A 23,017-nucleotide genomic window follows, 5' to 3' on the forward strand; every position below is an offset into this window, starting at 1 on the left:
ACTTTATGCTCGAGCGCCATTCTCAGTCAGCCTCCAGGGAACTCAACATGGATTTAGCATTTAAACCGGTTGTCCTCTGGACGGATATCCTGATCTTCATTCTGGTCGGGCTGGTATCATTTTTCATCTACACCCTGCGCCGTAATCCTGAAAACAGGAATCGCTGGCGTGAAGTTTTCTCTACAAAGCTGGGAATGAGCACCTTCGTCATTATCATGACATACGTCAGTGTTGCTCTTCTGGACTCCCTGCATTTTCGAACGGAACTGCCTGCTGCTGAAGGTCAGAGCTCTGAACAGGTTTACTACAACAATAAAGTCAACAGTGTTCTGGATCTGATGCTGGGAGAAATGGGTGAGCGTCAGGAAAGAACCTACTCCTCTCCTTTCTCACTGAAGTCCTGGAATCGTGAAAACATCAAGACCGAGACCGGTGACACTGTTCGGGATTACCCGGAACTGACTTTTGGCGGCCAACATCTGGAAAGCCCTGACGATCAAGCTATTGATATGGTTTTACAATCTTTCAAGGGCATCTTTTCAGGGCTTATTCTGGCTGGAATACTGATTGGTATTCACTGGCTACTCCTCAAACGCAGCAAATCCACTCAACCTGCCCTGCCCTGGTCTTCTGCCTGGATTACGTTTGCAGTCATCATGGCTGTCTTCGGCTGGCTGGTCACTATGGGTAATCTTTATCATGTTCTGGGGACAGACCAGGCCGGTAACGATACGCTTTATGAAAGTCTGAAAGGCATACGTACCGGAGTGCTTATCGGCACACTGGCCACCCTGATCACCATGCCCATAGCTATCTCTCTTGGCATTATGGCGGGTTATTTCAGAGGTTGGATAGACGACATTATTCAGTATATTTACACCACGCTGATCTCCATTCCCGGCCTGTTGCTGATTGCAGCTTCTGTTCTGTTGTTTCAGGTCTGGATCAATAACAACCCTTCTTACTTTGAAGTAGGACTGGAAAAGGCCGATGCCAAGTTCCTGGCACTCTGCTTTATTCTGGGTATTACCAGCTGGACCACTTTATGCCGCCTGCTCAGGGCCGAAACTCTGAAAATCAGCCAGCTGGACTACGTTCAGGCGGCTCATGCCTTTGGAGTCAGCCATCTGCAAATCATCTGGCGACATATCCTGCCAAACCTTAGCCATATCATCCTGATCTCCTTTGTACTGGACTTCAGTGGTCTGGTATTGGCTGAAGCGGTTCTTTCCTATATAGGCGTAGGTGTTGATCCGGCTATGGCCAGCTGGGGCAACATGATTAATCTGGCCAGTACAGAACTGTCCCGGGAACCCTCCATCTGGTGGAATCTGGCTGGTGCATTCGTATTGATGTTTACCCTGGTGCTCTCCGTTAACCTTTTCTCTGATCTGGTTAACGACGCTTTTGACCCTAAAACCAAGCTGGAGGCTGCCTGATATGAGCATTACAGAAGCCCTGAGGAAGACCGAAGCCAGAACCGTTGAAAGCAAGGAACTGGCACTTCAGGTATCCCATCTTAATGTTGTCCTGAGACATCAGCCCGATACCCGTATTCTGAAAGACGTCAGCTTTCAGTTGAATAAGGGAGAAGTCTTTGCGTTGGTGGGTGAATCAGGCAGCGGCAAGTCTATGACGTCATTGTCGATCATGCGTCTCCTGCCTGATGCCCTGAAAATCACGAAAGGAAAAATCCAGCAGGGTGACACCAACCTGTTTGCCCTGACCGAGCAGGAAATGGGCACCATTCGTGGCAAGAAGATCGCCATGATCTTCCAGGATGCACTGACCTCCCTGAACCCGGTTCAGAAAGTCGGTGACCAGATTGCTGAAACGTTAAAGATTCATACCCAACTGGCCGGTGATGACATCAAAAAACGAGCGATTCAGCTGTTTGACGAAGTTGGCCTTCCTGATCCCGAAAAGCGTGTCGACTGGTACCCTCACCAAATGTCCGGGGGCCAGCAGCAACGAGTCATGATTGCCATGGCCCTGGCCTGTGAGCCTGATATTCTTCTGGCGGATGAACCTACCACAGCCCTGGACGTGACCATACAGAAACAGATTCTGGAACTGGTCAAAAAACTCACCGTGAGTCATAAGTTGGCGGTACTGCTGATTACTCATGATATGGGCGTTGTTCGTGAAACGGCTGATCGCGTTGGCGTCATGTACAAAGGTGAAATCATTGAAGAAGGCAGTTGTGATGCCTTCTTCGAAAACCCTCAGGAAGAGTACAGCCGTCGTCTTATCAACAGTCTGCCCGATATGGATTCTTATCGTCCGGCTACCGATCCAGCGCCTCTGCTCAAGGTGGATAATCTGGAAGTGCACTTTCCCGTCTGCAAAGGACTGCTCCAGCGAGTTCATGATTACACCAAGGCCGTGAACGGTATCAGCTTTTCCATAGCAAAAGGTGAAACGTTGGCTCTGGTGGGTGAATCAGGCTGCGGTAAATCCACCACCGGGCGAGCCATTCTTAATCTTGAAAAAGCCACTGGCGGTGAGATCTGGTACAACAACCAGAAAGTGAATACGTTCTCCCGCAAGGAAATGCTACCTCTTCGCAAAAAAATTCAGGTGATTTTCCAAAGCCCTTATTCTTCCATGAACCCTCGAATGACCGTCGGTGACATTATTGAAGAAGGTATGATCAGCCTGAAGATGGGCCTGAGCAAAGCAGAAAGAGAACAACGTGTAGAGTCTCTTCTGAACAGAGTTCAACTGGAACCAGAACACCGCTACCGTTATCCCCACGAGTTCTCCGGTGGTCAGCGTCAGCGTATCGCCATTGCCCGGGCTCTTGCGGTAGAGCCTGATCTGATCATTTGCGATGAGCCCACCAGTGCGCTGGATGTATCTATCCGGGCAGAAGTTATGGACCTGCTGCTGGAACTGCAAAGAGAGCTGCAAGTCTCTTATCTGTTCATTACTCACGACCTCTCAATCATTCCTCACCTGGCCCACCGGGTTGCGGTCATGCAGGGCGGTAAGATTGTTGAGCAGGGTAAAACAGAAGATGTGCTGACCAACCCGCAACATGATTACACACGTAATCTATTGAGTGCGGTGCCGAAAGTGCATTAATTAAAGGCTGGAAGGCTGGAAGGCTGGAAGGCTGGAAGGCTGGAAGGCTGGAAGGCTGGAAGGCTGGAAGGCTGGAAGGCTGGAAAGCTGGAAGGCTGGAAAGCTGGAAAGCTGGAAAGCTGGAAAGCTGGAAAGCTGGAAAGCTGGAAAGCTGGAAAGTTTCTGGTTCCCATGCTCCAGCGTGGGAACCCCATACGCTATCTCTAGGAGCCCAATTTTTTTTTGGGAGTGTTTCTGGTTCCCATGCTCCAGCGTGGGAACCCCATACGCTATCTCTAGGAGCCCAATTTTTTTTTGGGAGTGTTTCTGGTTCCCATGCTCCAGCGTGGGAACCCCATACGCTATCTCTAGGAGCCCAATTTTTTTTTGGGAGTGTTTCTGGTTCCCATGCTCCAGCGTGGGAACCCCATACGCTATCTCTAGGTGCCCAATTTTTGGGAGTGTATGCATTCCCACGCAGAGCATGGGAACGAGTTGTAGCCTTCAAACCTTCATGCCTATCTAGATTGGGATACCGCTCACCCTGAGCTTGTCGAAGGGTCGTGTGTGGCTCTCAAGCCCTCCAGCCTTCTAGCCTTCAAACCTTCCAGCCTTCCGATCCTCCAGCTTTCAAACCCTCAGGTTTTTCCCTGTCCGCACTTAATAAGGCTTTCATCAACTGTGAAGACAGATTGGCTGCTCTTTCCTGTTGCTGAAGGTAATGCAACTGCAGTCTTCCTTTATAAGGCTTGAGAACTTCCGCTTCGTGGTAATCGTCCAGCAGTGGCATCATGGCAATCATACCCCAGGGTTGTATGCCATTTTCTTTCATAAACTCCAGATACTGTCTGGCCAGTTCATCCTGGCCATCTATCAGTGCCCACGCCAGTGCAGCCACCATAAACTCAGGACTTCTCCAACCTTTTTCCCAATTGCTTTCAATCGCTTTACGGGCTGAGTTCAAATGCTGGGTGCGAGTGGCGTAGTCCCCCAGTTTTTCCATTGCTCTGGCCTGATAAAGATAGCCCGCAATAATAGGCTGAGGGTCAGAAAGGCATTGGTGGGGGGCATCCTGAACAAGGGCAGCAAATGTTCTTTCTGCTTTTAACCAGTCTTTATTCAGCCAGTGCTCATGGGATGCCAAAAGGTCATAGTTAAACCCTTTACACCAGTCGTTATTGATGCCTTCTCGCTCAATGCTGCCAAGCGTCATTTTAAGACTCGCGGCATTGCGTTCTTTCAAATCCAGTAAGGCTGCCAGTGTGAAATCCTGCCAGGGATCTGCCCCTTTTTCAGAGTTTCTGATCAAACCTTTCACCGCATTGACCTGATTCAGGTAGATCAGCGAATGCATGGCCTTGTATTCCAGACCCCCAACGTTTTTACCTTGCTCCTGCAGCATACTGATGCGATCCAGCGCACGATCATAATAACCGGCGACAATGGCCTGCTTAACGGGCATCATTAAAAACTCATCGGACTCCTGAGCAAACTTTTCAGCCAGTAAACGAGCTTCCTGGGCTTTGCCAATCAGAGTCATACCCGACAGATAGTTCAGTCTCACCGAAGCATGCAATGGATCCAGATCATAGGCACTGCGGTAAGATTCATAGGCATTTCGCACCATGCCCTGGGCCAGCCATGCATTACCCAGCCACATATGCGCCATGGAAAAGTCGGGCTTCAACCGAGTAGCCATTTTCAGGGCTGCAATCGCTTCATCCATTCGGCCGGACTCTGACAAGAAAACGCCTCTCGCCCCGTGGGCTTCTGCCAATTCCGGTGCCAGCTTTACGGCTTGCGCTGAACTTTTATCGGCCTCAGCTAATAAAAGGTCCCGATCTCCATACCCATAAAAGGTTTGCAGCACTTGAGTGTCTGCTAATCCGGCCCAAGCCTGGGCATAATTTTTATCCAGCTCGACCGCTCTTTTGAAATAACGGGAGGCTTTTTTCAACGAAGGTTCTGTTCTCACCCGCCAGAAGTTCCTGCCTAGCAGGTACTGTTCATAGGCTTCATAACTGACCGTACCTTCCAACTGCTCTTCTTCCGGCTTCAGTGTGCCTTTCTGAATCGCAATTTTTCTGCCCAATTCCTGTTGAACCTGCTTGCCTACATCCACTGCCAGATCAACCACCTCTAGCAACGCTTCTTCATTAGAGCTATCGCCCCTCGCTTCAAAAGACTCTTCAACAGACTCATCCATGCCTATCTGCACACTGGCGAAAGGACGATCAGGGTCTCTGTTCAAACCGGCATACACCAGAACCATAAAAACAATCAGCATGACAGTGACAAAAGAGTATTTAAAGACTTTGACCAATGCACTAACCATGGCTTGCAACAAACCGATAAGGTCGGTGACCAGCTTTGCAGGCCAGGGCACATTGCCTGCTTGAACGGACTCCGGAGCTTGTGGTGATGAAACCTTATTAACAGGTTCTGCCTTACTCTCAACGGTTTCTGAGGGTGAAGGATGTGATGAATGGGTTGAAGACTCAGTCAAAGCCGATTCAGTATTTTCCAGTGGCACCACTTCAGCCACCAGCATATAACCTCTTCTTGGGATCGTTCTAATGTAATGTCGTTCTCTCGAAGTGTCCCCGAGCAAGGTACGCAATTCTGAAATACAGCGAGTCAGTACCTCATCGGAAACCACTAAATCTCGCCAGGCTTCACAAAGGAGCGTATCACGACTGACGACATTGCCCTGATGGTTTATCAACACCAGAAGCACATCCACCAGCTTGGGCTCGGCATGTTGCTTCATGCCACCTTTGATAAAAACCCCTGTTTCCGGATGAACATCCCACTCACCCAACCTGAAGCCCTGCTTCCAGTCCATTGGACCCTCTTTGCAATAACAGCTGCGGTAAGCTCACCAGAATAGTGATGAGCAGAGGTTAAAGATTATCCCAAAGTTACAGCCATTTTATTTACTGCAAATGCATCATTTTTGACTTTTTATTCAGCTGCTTTTTGATGCTACACCACTTTTTGATATATCCGAAGCTTTTCCGAAGGTTTCCATAACGGCTAGAAAACCTCTGCCAAACCTGAGCAAACATTCCTTTTTATTCCTCAGGATAAAAGGAGCCATTCTTCAGGATAAACGGACTAACGAAATCCAGACTGTCGTCGAAAAGCTTAGAACCGGAACGCAACAGTCATGGAAAGAAGAACCTGGATGTTCATCATTACAACAACAATCGCACTGATGTTTTCTACCGCCGTCAAGGCTATGGATCCAGTAGCCAGCTCATCGGTTGAAGCACCTGCCAAATGGAAATTTGACCCTCAACAACAGGGGCAATCTGAACATGGAGATTACTGGATCAGTCCTTCGTTTGTATCCGAGGTGGCAGCTGTAGCCAGCGCTTGTAATATTTATAACCCAGTTTCAATTCAGGAAGATCGCGAATACATTGGGGCGGTTTTAAAACATAAGACTACCAACCACTATCATTATACGGTTGCGGCCGGTGAGTCAGGGGAAGATCGAATTCATGCAGAAATTGTCTTTCCCAAAGAATATGAAGTGATTGCTTTTTGGCATACTCATGGAGCAGGCAAAGGCTCCAGACACTATTTCTCTAAATACGATACGGCACTGGTGCAACAATGGAACAAGCCTTTCTACCTCTCGGATAGTTCAGGTTATCTGAAGGTCTTCAACCCTGATGACAGGATCATGAGTTCTTATCAGGCTCGCAAGGTCGGCCTGGGTCACGCCAAGGGAAGCGCAAAAGGTAATAAAGTCAGAGATAGCAGGGGTGAAACTGTCCGCATAAGGACTGAATAACAGGTTGACTCAAACAGCTATGAGCGGGAAATGCGACCCACTCGAAACATGACAAGGACTACAGGGTCAGACAGAGCTGTATTTTAATAGTGAGCCATCTAATAAAGTCTGAGTTTACTGAACACCCAATCGAGTCTTTCCTGAGATTTCAATGTTTGCCTCATGGCCTTTAATTGCTGGCAGGCCTCCTCAATCTTGAGCCTTTTTTCAGGATCAGAATCCGTCAACTTAACAATAAGATTCAACAGCTTTTCATTATCAAAAAATGTGTCCGGAAAGTGATCCCACAGAAAGTGTCTTTTCGCCTCATTGTCTGCCGCAGCAAAATTTATGACCCGCTGATATTGCTCGTGTTGACTGTCTGACGCTTCAACAATTTTATCTGTTTCAATACTCAGATGATTGGGAGTTACGCCTGTCGACATTTCAAGTAAAAGAATACCCAGGGACCAGGCATCTGATTCAAAACCATATGGCTTTTCCCCACGAATAACTTCAGGAGCCATGTACTCTGGAGTACCACAAATCGTGCTTGTTCTGTCAGCTGGGGGCAATTTCTTACTAAACCCAAGGTCCACTACTTTCACTTCATGATCATGACGACGGATCATGATATTTTCAGGCTTAAGATCCCGGTAAACCACACCATTTCTGTGCAGGTACTCCAACGCTTCACAAACCGGCAAACCCAGCTTTATTGCCTGATCAGAAGAAAATAAAACATCCAGAATCGACTCAATATTCTCTTCAGGCACGCCTCCGGGTGCATGCCTGAGATCAAGGCCGTCTACAAACTCATTAATGACCGCTTTCACACGATAATTCGGTCTGGTCTCTGCTTTAATTTGCTCAGCATCATTAATCAGAACATAGTGGCCGTCTCTCGAATCCTGAATAAGGAGAGCATGGGTTTTAATCAACTGAGGATGCTGGTTTAACCGGAGTCCATTAACCTCACCTTTTTCCAGCCCAAACCACTCTCGTATATCCCGGTCTTTTGACGCCCCTCTGGAATAATCAGAGTCTTTTGCCCACTTAATAACAAAAGGCTCGCCTTCTCTGAACATAAATTTCTGAACCTTGCTAAAATTACCTTCCCTCAACCTCTCACCTTGCTGCTCAGGCATATCCAGAAGCTTTGCCATAGCTTCTCTGGGATTACTGGCGGTCACTGGGGTCGCCCAACCCTGCTTCAAATATAACGGAGTGCCTTTTGCCGTATAGGTTTTATAGTAATCAACAGCCTTGCTCGCCAGGGTAAAACCCAAAGCGCCTCCCAACATACTGCCTGCGCCCTCCTTTCCAACAGTACCTACTGCCATGCCAAGAAAAGTGCCCGCAGCCACAACCCCCTTTTCAACCAGAGTATAGGGTTGATCCTGTTTGGGACCGGTAGATTGAGAGGGAAAACCTGAGCCGTGTGCCATCACCTGCACCCTTCCTGAAAATGGATGCACCATTAAGCCACTTCCCCCAAATAAGATTAATAACAGGTCAGTCAGTATGGGTAACGATTATGAGACCTTCTTCCTTGTCTCATACCTCTTTTAAACCATGGGTTTAATCTTCAACCCATTCCGTTAGCAGACGATGAAACATCACAGGAGAATAAAGATGAAGAACTGGTTCGCTATTCTGCTAATAACGCTGGCTAATGCTGCTCTGGCTGACACTGAAAGCAGTCAACAGCAGGACGCTGTCGATGCCGGTTACCGTATCGCCCAGAAAGCAGACAACCGCAATACCGGCTGGGTCGATCTGGTGGCCGATCTGAAAATGGAACTGATTAATAGTCATGGCAGTCGCAGCCAGCGTGAACTTCGGGTAAGTATGCTGGAAGTAGTGGATACGGAAGCGGGCGACAAGAGCCTGGTCCGGTTTCAAACACCTGCGAATGTAAAAGGTACAGTTCTTCTGACTCACGCTTACGCCACCCGGTCAGACAGCCAGTGGCAGTATTTTCCATCTCTGAAAAGAGTCAAAATAATTTCTTCTGCGAACAAGTTCAGCTGGATTCTGGATAAGTATCGCTACAAACTGTTAGGCAAAGAAGAGATGGATGGACAGGCGGCTTTTAAGCTGGAAATGGCGCCGAATTACCCCAAGTCCGGTTACACCCGGTTGATCATCTGGCTCGACCAGGAGAATTATTATCCGGTTAAAACCGAGTTTTATGATCGCAAGAATGAACTGCTGAAAACCCAGACTTACAGCGACTACCGAAGTTACATCAGCGGTCGTTTCTGGCGGGCAGGCAAGATGAAAATGGTTAACCACCTAACAGGAAAAACGACACTGTTAGAGTGGAATGACTATCAGCTGAATACAGCGCTGAACAGTCTCTCGTTCGAGAAAGGCAGCCTGTCCAGCCTCTGAAAGCAATTGATGGAATAAGAACGTAATGGACTTTAAAGACTACTTTGATTATCCCCTGTGCAAGGACTATGCGGATCGGTTGCAGGCAATAGTGCCAGACTTTGATCGTAACCGGTTCAACACAGTTATTGGTGATCAGCTACTGAATCTGGAAATGAAAGGCCGGGTAAATCTGATCGCTGAAGGGGTCTGGGAAGGATTGAGTTTACCCTACCCGGAAACGGTCAAAGTGATCTGTCAGGCCATAGCCGGATGTTCTCAGTATGCGCCCATGCGCAGTTTTCCAGTCTGGGTCGCCAGTCAGGTTGTTGAACGCTATGGTCTGGAAGACTTTGACGCATCAATGGCTGCTATCTATCAAATCACCCAGCAGTTTACTGGAGAGTTTGCCATCCGGCCTTTCCTGGAGCGTTACCCGGAACGAACCTTTGATCTGCTCACTGTCTGGGCCAGCGATCACTCAACCGACGTTCGTCGCTTGGTATCAGAAGGATCCAGACCTCGGTTGCCCTGGGCCATGCGGGTGTCTCACCTGCTGGATGACCCAAGCCCCATATTCGACCTGCTGGTGCAGTTGAAAGACGATCCTGAAGAGTATGTACGACGGTCAGTGGCTAATAATATGAATGATATTGCCAAAGATAGTGCGGATCGGGTTGTGCATGAGCTGACACTCTGGAAAGAGCAGGATGACAGTAAAGAACTTCAGTGGATTATTCAGCATGGACTTCGCACGCTGTTAAAAAACGGTCATAAAGGTGCGTTATCCTTAATGGGGTATGACAGTGAGCTGGAAATGGATATTAACCATTTTAAAGCATCTCCTGCATCAATCAGTGAGGGAGAGAGTGTAGAGTTACAATGCCAGCTGTCGACTTTCAATGATCAACCCGAACAGTTAATGATCGACTTTCTTCTGCTCTCTCCCGGTAAGAATGGCCGGAAGAACCGCAAGGTGTTTAAATGGAGCAAGAGAACATTAAATCAGGCTGGTAAGGTTGTTCTTAATAAACAGCTCAGTCTTAAATCGAATAGTGTACGAAAGTTTTATCCAGGGGAGTATGAAGTTCACCTGATTGTGAATGGACAGGAAAAAGCTGTTTCTGTTTTTGATGTAGAAAATTGATCAGATTTTAAATTCAAGCCATCTAATAAAGCCTGATCAACGTCTTTCAAAACTCCGCAGGGAAGCGGATAGAAACTGTCTTCAGTTTTTTAGTAATTCCTTGACATCCTCCCCCAGCTAGGTCGCTGGGGGATTCCTATTACTAGGCGGCTACTCTCTTACGATTTCGCCGTGGTTCCTGTTTCTCAGAGGACTCCAACGAACCCTCTCCACAGGCTGACAAGCTGTGACCCAGCTCCCAAATACTTAATACATTCAGTGCGCCAACAATGTCGGCGTTATTTTCATACCCACACTTAACGCACCTGAATGTTTCTTGATTCGGTCTGTTTTCTTTTGACTCGTAACGACAGGACTCTTCAGGGCAGGTTCGACTTGTGTATGCCGGGTTTACAGCGATAACCTCACCACCTCGCCAAGCCTGCTTATATTCGAGCTGTCGTCTGAACTCATACCATCCTTGATCAAGAATAGACTTATTAAGACCCGATTTTGCCTTTACGTTTTTACCCTGATTCTCAGCATTGCCTTTTGCTGATTTTGACATATTCGACACCTTTAAATCCTCAATGACGATTATTGCGTGGTTTTTGCTGATTTCGTATGAGGCTCTATGGAGGTAATCGGATCGGCAATTAGCTATCTTGCTGTGAATCCTGTTAATACGACGTTTCTGCTTTTTCCAGTTTTCAGAAAATTTCACCTTTCGAGAAAGCTTCCTTTGCTCACTGGCAAGCTTTTTCTCATGCTTCCTGTACGAGTTTAAGGGTTTATATTGCTCGCCAGTCGAAAGGGTTACGAATTTCTTAACCCCCATATCAAGACCCACAATCTTTTCAGAGGGGTGTACCGGATCAAGCCGCTCTTGCTCAGTCTGGAAACTGATAAACCAGTGTCCTGATTTACGGGTGATTGTACAGTTTTTGATTTCCCCACAAATTTCTTGGGATTTGCGGAATCTTACCCAGCCTAACTTACTGGGGAGCTTCACCCTGCGGTTTTCTATTCTACAGTATTTTGAAAACTGCATGATACGAATGGAATTATGGGAGTCTTTGTTGCGCTGTTTGAAGCAAGGCTTCTCAAACTTAACCTCTTTCATTTTTCCTGCTTTGAGCTTTGCAAGATCATCAAAATGCTTCCCCCAAGCAGCTCCAAGGTCATTTAATTTTTGCTGCAAAGCTACAGCGTTACCTTGGGCTAAAAAACTGGTTTCCTCTTCTTTTTTCCATATAGGAAGCCATTTGTGCATGGTGTAAGAGGATGGAATTTTTTCGCCAGACTTCCATTTTTCATTGCAGATGCTCAGGGCTTTATTCCAGACAAAACGACATGTACCGCAGAGCTGCATAAGCCTTTCATGCTGCTCTGGCGTTACGTCCAGTCTGTACTTATATGCCTTGATAATCTTCATTTATGCAATCAGTGTGATATCTTATATGCTATATATAATAGCCCATAATACGGATTATAAAATATCAGTATGCAGGAAATAAAGAAAGGTCGGCACAGTGCTTACAGCCTGCATTGCCACATTGTTTTTGTCACAAAATACAGAAAGAAAGTTCTGGGAGCTTTGCACTTAACAAGACTGAAAGATATTTTTTCTGAAATTTGCGGGAGCTTTGATTCTGAGCTGGTTGAATTTAACGGTGAAGCAGACCATGTGCATTTGCTGGTTGAGTTTACGCCCAAAACCCCGTCTATTTCCAAACTGATAAACAGTTTAAAAGCTGTTTCGTCCAGAAGACTAAGGCAAGAGTTTTGTGATATTGCGGGTGCTTATCGAAAGCCTGTCTTATGGTCGAGATCATATTTTGCCGGAAGCTGCGGGGGCGCACCATTGGATGTAATTAAGGAGTATATCGAGAACCAAGATCAGCCCTGACGGGCTGACGAAATTCACCTCCCTGCTAGGTCGCAGGGAGCACTCTTTCGATTACAGGTAGATCGTGAATCAGTGCTGTTGATTTGATATATTTCTGTACTTTTGTCTTGAGTGTGTCATGCCTGTCGTTCAGATTGCTTGCATCCAGTGTCAACAAACAGAAAGTGTCGTCAAGAATGGAAAAGCCAAAATTCAGGGCATTGAACGGGAAAACCTGAATTTCAGGACCCGGTTGAAGAGACTGAATCGAAAAACGATCTGCTTCTCACGCTCTGAAGAGCGTGTATGACAAAGTGATTGGAGAGTTCATCAACCGAGAACACTTTCAACTTCTTTGATACACGACCGGATTTTCCAGCATGTAGCTATAAGACAGTGGAAGATTAAAGAACAGACCGGTAGTCAAAAGGCAGTCTGTAATACAAAAAAAACTTCAACCGCCTGGTTCGTAGCCAGGTACTCTATCCAGCTGAGCTACGAGCGCGCACAACTTTTACTGCTTTAACATCAAACAATCTGGCGGCGGGCGGGGAACCTACAACACACTTTTCTGATAAACCCAGAATACAAAACAATTGTTCCACACACTCTATGCCAGTCGCGCTCGCAGATTAGTCATTCTTCGGGCTGAACGGACGTTCCTTACTGCCATTCCCACAGCCTTGGGTTGACCAATGAGAACCACCATCTGTTTTCCACGAGTGACACCTGTGTATAAAAGGTTACGTTCCAACAAAGTATAATGCTGCATAGCCATGGGGATGACGACACAAGGATACTCAGAACCCTGACTTTTATGGATGGTAGTCGCATAAGCCAGAGAAACTTCATCCAGTTCACTGACCTGATATAAAACCTCCCGCCCCTCAAACACCATCATCAGCTCACCCTCTTCTACATCAATGCTCTTGACACGACCAATATCACCGTTGAACACTTCCTTATCATAATTGTTCACAGTCTGAATTACTTTGTCTCCAGGAGCATAAGTCCAGCCATAACGTGTCACTCTCGGATGAGACTGGGCATTAAGCGCTTCCTGCAAGGCCACATTCAAACTCCTTGCACCCAATCCGCCACGATTCATCGGAGCTAAAACCTGAATGTCATTGACTGGGTCCAATCCAAACTTATCAGGTAACCGACGAGTTACTACGGCCATGAGTTTGCTGAAAATTTCCTCTGGCTCTTCACCGTTCATATAGAAAAAGTCGGTATCATCTCCCTTTCGTGTCAACTTGGGTGGCTGCCCCCGATTGATAGCATGAGCTCCTGTAATGATTCGCGATGTGGCAGCCTGCCGAAAAATTTCAGTCAACCTGGCCACAGGCACTTTTCCGGATTCAATCATATCGCTCAGAACTGAGCCAGGGCCAACCGACGGCAGCTGATCAACATCACCTACAAGCAATACGGCGGCCTCTTCGGGCACTGCTCTGAGTAGCTGATTCATAAGGACAACATCGACCATAGAGGATTCGTCTACAACAAGGAGCTCGGTTTCCAGTGGATTTTCTGCATTGCGTTTAAAATCAAAGGCAGCAGGGTCAAACTCCAGCAGGCGATGAATAGTTGTGGCTTCCTGCCCTGTTGACTCCGAGAGTCTTTTAGCTGCTCTGCCAGTAGGTGCGCACAGAGTCACATGAGCACGCTTTGCCTGAATGATTTTCAGAATACTGTTCACCACTGTGGTTTTTCCCACTCCTGGACCACCCGTGATAATGCAGAACTTCTGCTTCACAGCTTGCCCGACAGCTTGTTTCTGCGAATCAGAAAGCTGGATTTTGTTTTTTTCTTCTGCCCAGGGAATAGCTTTTTCCAGGTCAATGTTCGACCACAGGGAAGAGCCATGCAGTAATCGCATGACATGATTGGCAACCCCGACTTCAGCCCGGTGTAATGGCGTCAAAAACAGACAGGGCTTATTATTAATGTTTTCAGGCGTCAGTCTTTCTTCATTGATTTCACATTGAACCGCCTGTTTGATGGTCTCTTCAGGAATTTCCAACAGTTTAACGGCCTCAAGCACCAGGGATTCAAATCTTTGGGCACAGTGCCCGTCTCCAGAAAATTCCTGCAGTACATGCCGAACGCCCGCTTGAGCACGAATAAGAGAGACTCGATCAATACCCAACTGCTGAGCCAACTGATCAGCCGTTTTAAAGCCTATCCCATGTATATCCAGTGCCAGCCGGTAAGGGTTTTCCCGAACTTTAGCGACAGACTGATCACCGTATGTTTTATAAATTCGAACGGCTCGTGCTGTTCCCACTCCATGAGACTGGAGGAACACCATAATTTCCCGTATTACTTTTTGCTCAGACCAGGCCGAGGTTATTTTCTCCCGGCGCTTTTTACCAATACCTTCCAGTTCCAGGAGTCGCTGAGGATTCTGTTCAATGATATCAAACACCTGCTCCCCAAAGGCCTTCACCAGGCGTTTTGCAAAGTGTGGGCCAATACCCTTGACCATCCCTGACCCCAGATACTTCTCAATGCCTTCAAGAGTGTTAGGTGTAACGGTTTTGATGTGTTTGACCCGAAACTGTACGCCGTGCTTGTGGTCGTTGAACCATACCCCTGAAGCATCGACAAACTCACCCGGTGTGACCGACGGGGTATTACCCGTCATGGTCACTAATTCCAGCTGCCCTTTACACTTAACACGGATAACAAAAAAACCACTCTCCTCACTATGAAACGTCACCCTTTCAACAGAACCTTGCAGATGCACCATTGGTTGATGATCGGTTTGAGGTTGTTGTTGAGAGTGCTGAAGGGTGTTTTTTAGCATGAGGACTTTCGGAGGCCAGCGGACAAGAAACCAGAATATCACCAACAATCCTGCTTTTATACGACGGCTTCCGCGAAATATTCTACACAAGAACGACAGTACATTTTTTGACTAAACCTTATCTGCACCCCCTCCGGCTGCTATCATCGCTCTTTTATCTTTTCCAGATCAGACTTTATGCACTCACTGAATCTCGACTTCATTGACCTGTTCAGCGCCAAAACTGCCCAGCGGGGGCTGGATTACTTCCGTCGAAATAAAGTTATCTCACTGGAGCTGGATGATGAGGCAGGCGTTCTAAGTGGGCAAGTCAAAGGATCAGGAGGCAAGGTCTATCTGGTCGATATTGAACTGAATCCCTATCCAGGTGATCCTGATGAAGACCCTATATCAGGCACCTGCACCTGCCCCATGCAGTTCAACTGCAAACACGTCTGCGCCCTTCTGCTGAAGGCAGAAAAGTATTTTGGCGCGGATCGAATGAATGCATTGCTGGGTGAAGAAAACTGGGACAATACGGAGTCGGAGCTGGACGAAATGATCACAGATCTGGCTCAGACGCTCGTTTTTAAAGGAGACGCCCTAGTATTAGAAGAGCTCAAAACCCACATAAAGCAAAGCCTCCCGAGCATATTGAGTGAAGGAAGCGGCAGCCTTTCTGCTGAAGAGTCCAGACTGGAAAACAGCAGAAACAGATGGCTCACACAATTAAAGGCCGTCAGCAAACCAAAATCTGAGTCACCACACACTGACCGACTCTCAGCAAACCGCTCCACCACAAACTGTCTGGTCTATTTCTTAGAGCCTGATCGATATGGCCTAAATCGTTCTTTCTCAGTCAGACTCTACCTTTCACGCTACCTGAAAAAAGGCGGATTCGGTAAACCTAATATTTACAACGGGGCACACCACTGTATTCAAAATAACAACTGGCCTGTGAGCATCAATCCAGAAGACATAAAAATACTCAAAACAGCCTGGGTGGACGGTTCCCTCAACTACTATGGCAGTGAATTAAGCCTGAAAGGAGAAGAGGGCTTTGAGCTGCTGACCCGTATCATCAACACAGGTCGTTGTCTGGTTGACCTTCAAGAGCGGATAGTCGTAGAACCTGCAGAGCCATTACGTGGCGAAGTGCAATGGCAAGCCGATGAAAAGGGGTTACAACAACCTGCTCTTGTAGATCAGCAAGGTCATCATCTGAATCTTCTGGCCACGACACCGCCCAGCTATCTGAAAGTATTCGAGCAGAAAGCGGAGTGTGGCGAGCTGACCCAGCTTCCCAACGGAGCCTTGCTGCAAACTTTGCTGGATGCCCCTCCTCTGGATAACAAAGGTGTGGAAGAAGCCTCAAAAGTCCTTTCAAACTTGATTCATGATCCTGACAACCAAGGTATTGCACTTCCCAAAAAAATCTCGGCACGGATTATAAAACCAAAACCCGTGCTCAGGCTGGACGGCGTTCCCTGGACCGGGGAGCCAGCCACGCTCCGGAAGAATCACAGTCCGACAGAAGAAACATTAGCCCGTGCACAACTGTCATTCTCCTACGATGGCAACAGGGTTTCTCACGCCAGTGTCCTGGATACCCTTCCCTCAAAACATGACGAGCAAACCGTCATTCCCCGTCAACGTCAAACAGAAGAGACGTTAGCCAAACAGCTCCCCTTTGAGTTACAGCCATCGTATCGAAAAAAAATCGTGACCAAGCAGCTCATGGACCATGATCTGATAATGGGGCCTCCTGGCCTGCATAGCCAGAAGCTCTGGCTGGCTTTCATGAATCAGACGTTGCCAGAACTGGAAGACAACGGCTGGCTGATTGAAATAGATGAGAGCTTTCCCTTTCAATTCGAAACCCTGTCTGAAGACGACTGGTATGCGGGCCTTGAAGAGTCAGAAAACGACTGGTTTAACCTGCAACTGGGCTTTAACATTGATGGCAAATCAATAGACCTGCTGCCACTGTTGGCCAGGCAACTGGATGCACTGCCCGACCAGACCCAGCTGAAGTCTATGGAGAAAGATGCACCGGTGCCCATTCAGATACCCGGTGGACAGTTCATCAATATGCCCGCTGAACGTCTGAGCCTGATTCTGGGCACTCTACTGGAGCTCTTCGGTGACCGCCCATTAAGCGACTATCGCTTGCAAACCCACCATGCCGAGATTTGGGAAGAACTGCATAATGGCCTGGACCTGCCCTGGTCAGGTGGAGAAAAGCTGCTGGAACTGGGAAAAAAGCTGAAGAAATTCAAGCGACTGAAAAAAGTCAAACCGGCTAAACACCTTAACGCAGAACTGAGACCCTATCAGCAGCAGGGACTCTCCTGGCTTCAGTTTCTTAGAGAATATGGCCTCAACGGTATTCTGGCAGACGATATGGGGCTGGGGAAAACCCTGCAGACACTGGCTCATTTACAGTTGGAGAAACAACGCCTGACCCGTTCAAAAAGCCGAAAACCCAGTCTGGTAGTCTGTCCTACCAGCTTGCTTCATAACTGGGCACGAGAAGCGCAACGATTTACACCGAACCTGAACGTTCATATTCACCACGGAACCCGAAGAGAAAGCGAGGCTATCCAACACGCCGATCTGGTACTTACCAGTTATGGTGTCGTGCAGAGAGATTATAAGGAATTATCCGAAACCACTTTCCACCTGCTGATACTGGATGAAGCGCAAGCGGTTAAAAATCCCAACGCCAAAAGTGCCAAAGCCGTTCGTTGTCTGCAGGCCAGTCACAAAGTGTGCCTGACTGGAACCCCCATGGAGAATCATTTAGGGGAACTCTGGTCGCTGTTTGATTTCTTGATGCCCGGCTTTCTCGGCGCTCGTGATCAGTTTACCCGCTTCTACCGGACGCCCATCGAAAAGCACAACCAGCGAGAACCATCCAAACGACTGCAAAAGCGTATTGCTCCCTTTATGATGCGCAGGAAAAAGGAACTGGTGGCTAAAGAGCTGCCTCCAAAAACAGAAATACTCCGAACGACCGAGCTGTCCGGCCCTCAGCGAGACCTTTATGAAACCATCCGGGCCAGTATGGAAGCCAGGGTCCAGGCCGAAATCGAAAAGAAAGGTCTGGCCCGCTCACAAATTGTCATACTGGATGCCTTGCTGAAGATGCGCCAGGCCTGCTGTGACCCATCACTGGTCAAACTGGAACAGGCAGAGGCCATCAAGGACTCCGCAAAGCTTGATCTGCTTATGACTCTGGTTAAGCCCATCGTGGAGGAAGGCCGGAAAATTCTGATTTTCTCACAATTCACCAGTATGCTGACGTTGATTGAAACACGTCTGAAAGCAGCCGGTATTCCATGGGTCAAACTGACAGGTCAGACCCGTAATCGCAAACAACCCATTCAGGACTTTCAGGAAGGGCGTGTGCCGGTATTCCTGATCAGTCTGAAAGCCGGGGGCACCGGATTGAACCTCACAGCCGCTGACACCGTTATTCACTATGACCCCTGGTGGAATCCTGCAGTGGAAGAACAGGCCAGCGATCGTGCTCATCGCATTGGTCAGGATAAACCGGTCTTTGTCTACAAACTGGTGACGGAAGGGACGGTCGAAGAAAAAATTCAGGCCCTGAAGGAAAAGAAACAGGCCATCGCAGACTCACTCTACGGTGACACCGGGCGCAAGAAAAAACAGACGCTCACGGCGGAAGACTTGCAGGTGCTGTTTGAACCCATAAAATCAGCCTGATAGCCGTGTACTAATCCAGACCTGATCTGACAGTTACCGATTTTCAAGAAGGTGTCTGTCAGATCAAGCTACATTCACGAACTTTTCCATCCAGATCTTTTTGCCATCAAGTAAGGTTTCCATTCGACCCGATGTTAAACACTTTCTCTGGTTCAACATAGACAGCAAAGAATTTCGCCGTGCCCTGGGTGACGATACTTTATTCCATATGGATGAAAGCCCAGTCTCCTACCTGGAGCATTGGCAAACCATGGAAATAGAGTTCTACCGTTCATCCGCAGGGAAAGTATCTGCCATTCCCGATATTTCACAACGCTATGGTCGTTTATTTATCAGTCAAGATGCTCATGCGGCTCTGCACCCATTGATTGACTCTTGCGGTGAGTTTTTACCGGTCACATACAACAAGATGCATGGATATATCTTCAATGTATTAACCCTGTCCGATGACGCCCTGGACCTGAATCTCTGCAAAAAAAATCAATGGGGTGAAATAGACTGGATTGCTTTTGATGAGCAGAAATTGCAAGACTCTCCTCTATTCAGAATTGAGTACGACAACTATATGGGTGTGTATTGTAATAAGCAGTTCAAGAAAGCCTGTGAAGATGCAGGCTTACAAGATGTGAGGTTCAGCCCAGACCTGTCTGGGGCTCCTTGATTTCTATTATTGGGATGACTCAACAGTCAGTAGCCTAATGTTCAGGCTCAGGGCTTTTTTCAGGTTGCTGATGGATGCGTTATCGCCCTGCTGTTTGGCAATAGCCAGCTGTGATTCCAGTTCCTGTTTCCGGGCTTCAAACCGACGACGGTCAATGTCGTCTTGTTTGCCTTGCAGACGATCCAGTTCATCCTGCAGTCCTTCCAGGGTACCTCGAGTGCTGTCAGCCAAGCGTTCCATACTCGATTCGGCCTGTTCGATGGCACTGTTCAGTCGATCCAGGTCTTGCTGATTGAGCAGGTTCATAGAATCGGCAGCAGCCCTGCCCTGGCTGGCCAGAGCCTCTGCCGAAATAGAACCGCCTTGATAACCTTGCACCCGTTCTTCCAGGGCGATCTTTTGCTCATAAAATTCCGCTTTTACGGCAGTGGCATGGGTGGCCGTATTTTGCATCCACCGGCCCAGTCCAGTGACATCTGCACCCACATTAGCCGTCTGTAGCTGGTGCAGTTCTTCTGTGGTTTCTGCCAATACGGCCTTGAGCTGTCCAATCTCACTCAGCGTATCTGTGGTGTCGACTTGAGTGGCTCCCTGCATGGCCAGAAAGGTGTCTTCTGCCTGGGCACTCAAGCCGTAGAGTTCGGCGGTGATGCTATTGTAAAAGCCCACCAGTCCATCTAATGAGCTGGAGGTCTGGGCTGCCTCTGTCGCTTGCTTGTCACCCGCTTCTTCTACTGCATCTCCCAGTGACCGGGCCGCATCAGCAGCCGACTCTGCGCCTTCTTCCCGCTCAGCCAGCTTCTGTCGACTGGCTTCCAGGGCTTCGTTGTATTGATCTTGGGTCAGGGTACCGTCAGCGAAGGCTTGGGAGAGTTTCACAGCCAGGTCTGCCAGTTCGGTGCGTGTTTCTGAGGTATTGATCTGCTTGAGGGCATCGGCGGCATCCGTGAAGGCTTTTTTGGCGGCCTGGGCTGACTGGACATAGACCGAGTTAAGTTTGACCACATCCTGCTCGACGGACTTTGTCATTTTCTGGCTCTCGTTGCGGATAGCTTGCTGGGTCGTTTGACTGGATTGAAGAATGGCTTCGCCCAGTGTCTGCCAGCTGTTGTTAATGTCCTGCACATCTTCTTTCACGGCTTCCCTGAAACCCGCCGACACCGCTTTAAGTGATGCACTGAAGGACTGGAGTTTCTGAGCGGACTCCAGGGAACGCTGGAGAGATCGGGAAGGCTTCTCAGTCTGTTGAAATTCCCTGGCCAGCTTCTCAACCCGTGCTTCCGCTTCCCGGTAGGCTTTGCCTGCATCGCGAACCACTGCTGTCTGTTTTTGAAAAGACGACAAAAGACGATCTTGCCTCTGCAAATCAGGCAGTTTTTGTTTGAGGATTTTGGCTTCTTTACGGAGGGATTCGAGAGAGGAGGCTGACTGGAGGACGGTTTTGGATAGGGTGGCTTTGGCTTTTAGTATCAGCCTGAGGGCTGATTCCTTGATGGTAGACATAGTCCTCTCCCTGGCTCAAACACAATAGAACTAACAGTCAAAATTAAAATGGTCTAAAATAAGACCTGTTTTTAGAACTAAATAAGGAGTATTTACTATGAGACAGATATTAGCGGATTGCTCGGCAAGTATTTCAGAGCTCAAGAAAAACCCGACAGCATTGCTGGCTCAGTCAGATGGTTCACCCATAGCTATCCTCAACCACAATAAGCCAACAGCTTATCTGATTCCGGCAGAGACCTACGAGTGGTTGATGGATGCCCTGGATGACCAGGAGTTATCCAGACTGGTTGAGGAACGTCGGAAAGACCGGGATCAGGCTGTGGAAGTGAACCTGGATGACTTATAAGCTCAAGTTCCTTCCGGCAGCTATGAAAGAGTGGGACAAGCTGGCCTCTCCATTGCGTAATCAGTTTAAGAAAAAACTGGCAGAGCGTTTGGAGAATCCTCATGTTCTCTCAGCCAAGCTGAAAGGCTACGACAACGTATACAAAATCAAACTACGAACAGCTGGATACCGCCTGGCATACGAAGTTATTGAGGAGGAGGTTGTTGTATATGTATTAGCCATCGGCAATCGAGACAAGGACGCTGTCTATAAGACCTTAAGAAAACGACGCCCATAAGCATCCCCTTACCCAGCCAGATCCAACTGCATAAACGCACTCAGCCCATTCCCGGAAATCGACGTATCCGCCAACACATCCACCTGAAGGGGAATGCTGGCGAAATCATCAGAGATAAAGCCCAGATTCTGAACCGGTGAGAACTTCACCCTGAGGGCTTCATCAATGACCGGTGTGATTGAGGCTGCGGTGACATTGCCCCGCAAGGCCAGGGAGATATTACTGGCGGTAAAATCATGGGCCACCAGATTGGCGGTAATGCCCGACACCCGGCTGATAACATTGCGATTACCGCCGCCTCCAAGATAGTTTTTCAACTCCTTACAGTCTTCTTCAAAACTGAAATTGAACTCACTGACGTTGCCGATGGACAACAGTGGCGCGGATTTGTCGTAGGGCTGAATATGGATACTACCATCGCCAATAAAGCTGCGATCGATGGTGGACATAGAGTTCTCCTTCCTTGAAGAGGATTTAAAAAACGGTCTCGAGGGTCAGGGTGATATCTGCAAAAGACAGTTGTCCCTGGCTGGGAGCGATATCAAATTGGGTTTCAGAGAAAGTCAGTTTTCGGCATTGCTCTGCCAACGCTTTATCATTACTCAAGGCTTGCCGAATCGTTCTTGAGAACTCCAGCAAAGCATAAGTCGCCCGGTCATTGGTGGGTACTACGGCACTGAGATTAAAAAGCCACTGGTCTTTACGACGGCTGCCCTGTTGTTGCAATTCACTGATCGACTCCAGTTGCAATAGTATGGCTGAAGCTTTTCCAGCACCTGAATGGCACTGTTCAGGATCGGCAAGCTCTGCTTTTCCAGGGGCAAACCCATCCACATCATGCGACCCGACTTTCTGGAGCGCTGATATTTATGCTGCCAGTTGGCTTTTCGCTTGAAGACCATGGAATGCGAAGCGTTGACCGGCTGCATTAAAAAAGCGCCTTCCCAGAAGTGCTTGCCGGTTCTGACGCCTTGCTTGGTTTGCCCAGATAATGAGCCGGTATATACCCGTGATCATTGAGGAAAAGTGAATCGAGTATCAACCGTCATCTCGACGACTATCTTCAAAAGGAAAAGCTGAAGCCTGAAAATGGTGGCAGCGAAAGTCATTTGGATGAGGAGCAAACCCTGCAATTAATCGAACATATCTCTGAACATACTTATGCTCATACCCATCAGATTGTCACTTACATTGCTCAGCGCTGGGACATCAAATACACCGTTTCAGGACTGAACAAGTGGCTACACCAGAACCGCTTCACCTACAAAAAACCGAAGGGCATTCCACACAAGGCTGATGCTGATAAACAGGCTGAGTTTATCGAGCTCTATACCCATTGGATTTCAAGATGCTACTAGGAGGCTGACCGAGAATAGACAGCCCGGCCTAAAATCCAGAAAGAACGGCCATCTTTTCCACTGAATTTGCTTAAATAGGTCAACTATTCGCACAAATTCAGTGAAA

18 protein-coding genes and 1 pseudogene are annotated in these 23,017 nt (G+C 48.0%); 12 read left to right on the forward strand and 7 right to left on the reverse strand.

Annotated elements, in window-relative coordinates; translation table 11 throughout:
• Positions 1–47 precede the first annotated feature (47 nt).
• Together GZ78_RS16630 and GZ78_RS16635 are read left to right on the forward strand one after the other, a co-directional pair.
• Entirely contained in the window at positions 48–1,439 is a 1,392-nt protein-coding gene (locus GZ78_RS16630) for an ABC transporter permease (protein WP_034838580.1), read from the forward strand.
• A gap of 1 nt (position 1,440) precedes the next feature.
• Entirely contained in the window at positions 1,441–3,087 is a 1,647-nt protein-coding gene (locus GZ78_RS16635; RefSeq protein WP_081869895.1) for an ABC transporter ATP-binding protein, read from the forward strand.
• A 577-nt stretch (positions 3,088–3,664) separates the two neighbouring features.
• On the opposite strand, the gene GZ78_RS16645 is transcribed toward GZ78_RS16635, so the two are convergent.
• The gene (locus GZ78_RS16645) at positions 3,665–5,911 is read right to left on the reverse strand and encodes a winged helix-turn-helix domain-containing protein (protein ID WP_034838142.1); all 2,247 of its coding nucleotides are present in this window, start codon (positions 5,909–5,911) and stop codon (positions 3,665–3,667) included.
• Between the two features lie 324 nt (positions 5,912–6,235).
• Here GZ78_RS16645 and GZ78_RS16650 point away from each other — a divergent pair, with 324 nt between their 5' ends.
• Entirely contained in the window at positions 6,236–6,868 is a 633-nt protein-coding gene (locus GZ78_RS16650; RefSeq protein ID WP_034838145.1) for a DUF4329 domain-containing protein, read from the forward strand.
• Positions 6,869–6,966: 98 nt separating this feature from the next.
• Here GZ78_RS16650 and GZ78_RS16655 read toward each other — a convergent pair whose 3' ends face one another.
• Positions 6,967–8,295, reverse strand: coding sequence for a protein kinase domain-containing protein (locus GZ78_RS16655; RefSeq protein WP_034838147.1), 1,329 nt, complete (start codon positions 8,293–8,295; stop codon positions 6,967–6,969).
• A 187-nt stretch (positions 8,296–8,482) separates the two neighbouring features.
• On the opposite strand from GZ78_RS16655, the gene GZ78_RS16660 reads away from it, so the two are divergent.
• Positions 8,483–9,244 carry an outer membrane lipoprotein-sorting protein gene (locus GZ78_RS16660; RefSeq protein WP_034838150.1) on the forward strand — a complete coding sequence of 254 codons (762 nt, stop codon included), beginning with the start codon at positions 8,483–8,485 and terminating at the stop codon, positions 9,242–9,244.
• Between the two features lie 25 nt (positions 9,245–9,269).
• Positions 9,270–10,370, forward strand: coding sequence for a hypothetical protein (locus GZ78_RS16665; protein ID WP_051786258.1), 1,101 nt, complete (start codon positions 9,270–9,272; stop codon positions 10,368–10,370).
• 142 nt (positions 10,371–10,512) lie between these two features.
• Here the strand turns inward: GZ78_RS16665 and GZ78_RS16670 are convergent, their stop codons facing one another.
• On the reverse strand, positions 10,513–11,784 hold the full coding sequence (locus GZ78_RS16670; protein WP_034838153.1) for an RNA-guided endonuclease InsQ/TnpB family protein: 1,272 nt from the start codon (positions 11,782–11,784) through the stop codon (positions 10,513–10,515).
• A gap of 69 nt (positions 11,785–11,853) precedes the next feature.
• Here GZ78_RS16670 and tnpA point away from each other — a divergent pair, with 69 nt between their 5' ends.
• Positions 11,854–12,258 carry an IS200/IS605 family transposase gene (tnpA, locus tag GZ78_RS16675; RefSeq protein ID WP_034833101.1) on the forward strand — a complete coding sequence of 135 codons (405 nt, stop codon included), beginning with the start codon at positions 11,854–11,856 and terminating at the stop codon, positions 12,256–12,258.
• 178 nt (positions 12,259–12,436) lie between these two features.
• Positions 12,437–12,596: pseudogene (locus GZ78_RS30355) on the forward strand (IS1 family transposase); the annotation flags it as partial.
• Positions 12,597–12,847: 251 nt separating this feature from the next.
• Here GZ78_RS30355 and recD2 read toward each other — a convergent pair.
• Positions 12,848–15,052, reverse strand: a complete 2,205-nt coding sequence (gene recD2 / locus GZ78_RS16680) for an SF1B family DNA helicase RecD2 (protein ID WP_081869899.1) — start codon at positions 15,050–15,052, stop codon at positions 12,848–12,850.
• Positions 15,053–15,229: 177 nt separating this feature from the next.
• Between recD2 and GZ78_RS27625 the strand changes: the two genes are divergently transcribed.
• Positions 15,230–18,763, forward strand: coding sequence for a DEAD/DEAH box helicase (locus tag GZ78_RS27625; protein ID WP_051786259.1), 3,534 nt, complete (start codon positions 15,230–15,232; stop codon positions 18,761–18,763).
• Positions 18,764–18,863: 100 nt separating this feature from the next.
• Positions 18,864–19,424 carry a hypothetical protein gene (locus GZ78_RS16690; protein ID WP_034838155.1) on the forward strand — a complete coding sequence of 187 codons (561 nt, stop codon included), beginning with the start codon at positions 18,864–18,866 and terminating at the stop codon, positions 19,422–19,424.
• 6 nt (positions 19,425–19,430) lie between these two features.
• Here the strand turns inward: GZ78_RS16690 and GZ78_RS16695 are convergent, their stop codons facing one another.
• A complete protein-coding gene (locus GZ78_RS16695) occupies positions 19,431–20,927 on the reverse strand; it encodes a coiled-coil domain-containing protein (RefSeq protein WP_034838158.1) in 1,497 nt (498 codons plus the stop codon).
• Positions 20,928–21,024: 97 nt separating this feature from the next.
• On the opposite strand from GZ78_RS16695, the gene GZ78_RS16700 reads away from it, so the two are divergent.
• Positions 21,025–21,276, forward strand: coding sequence for a type II toxin-antitoxin system Phd/YefM family antitoxin (locus tag GZ78_RS16700; protein WP_034838160.1), 252 nt, complete (start codon positions 21,025–21,027; stop codon positions 21,274–21,276).
• Positions 21,266–21,553 carry a type II toxin-antitoxin system RelE family toxin gene (locus tag GZ78_RS16705; protein ID WP_034838163.1) on the forward strand — a complete coding sequence of 96 codons (288 nt, stop codon included), beginning with the start codon at positions 21,266–21,268 and terminating at the stop codon, positions 21,551–21,553. The genes GZ78_RS16700 and GZ78_RS16705 overlap by 11 nt, the downstream gene beginning before the upstream one ends.
• Positions 21,554–21,561: 8 nt before the next feature.
• Here the strand turns inward: GZ78_RS16705 and GZ78_RS27630 are convergent, their stop codons facing one another.
• Positions 21,562–22,002, reverse strand: a complete 441-nt coding sequence (locus GZ78_RS27630; RefSeq protein WP_051786260.1) for a hypothetical protein — start codon at positions 22,000–22,002, stop codon at positions 21,562–21,564.
• Between the two features lie 25 nt (positions 22,003–22,027).
• Positions 22,028–22,387 carry a hypothetical protein gene (locus GZ78_RS16715; protein ID WP_034838164.1) on the reverse strand — a complete coding sequence of 120 codons (360 nt, stop codon included), beginning with the start codon at positions 22,385–22,387 and terminating at the stop codon, positions 22,028–22,030.
• A 182-nt stretch (positions 22,388–22,569) separates the two neighbouring features.
• Here GZ78_RS16715 and GZ78_RS16720 point away from each other — a divergent pair, with 182 nt between their 5' ends.
• On the forward strand, positions 22,570–22,911 hold the full coding sequence (locus GZ78_RS16720; protein WP_051786261.1) for a winged helix-turn-helix domain-containing protein: 342 nt from the start codon (positions 22,570–22,572) through the stop codon (positions 22,909–22,911).
• Positions 22,912–23,017: the final 106 nt, after the last annotated feature.

This window comes from Endozoicomonas numazuensis (genome assembly GCF_000722635.1).
Classification (GTDB): domain Bacteria; phylum Pseudomonadota; class Gammaproteobacteria; order Pseudomonadales; family Endozoicomonadaceae; genus Endozoicomonas_A; species Endozoicomonas_A numazuensis.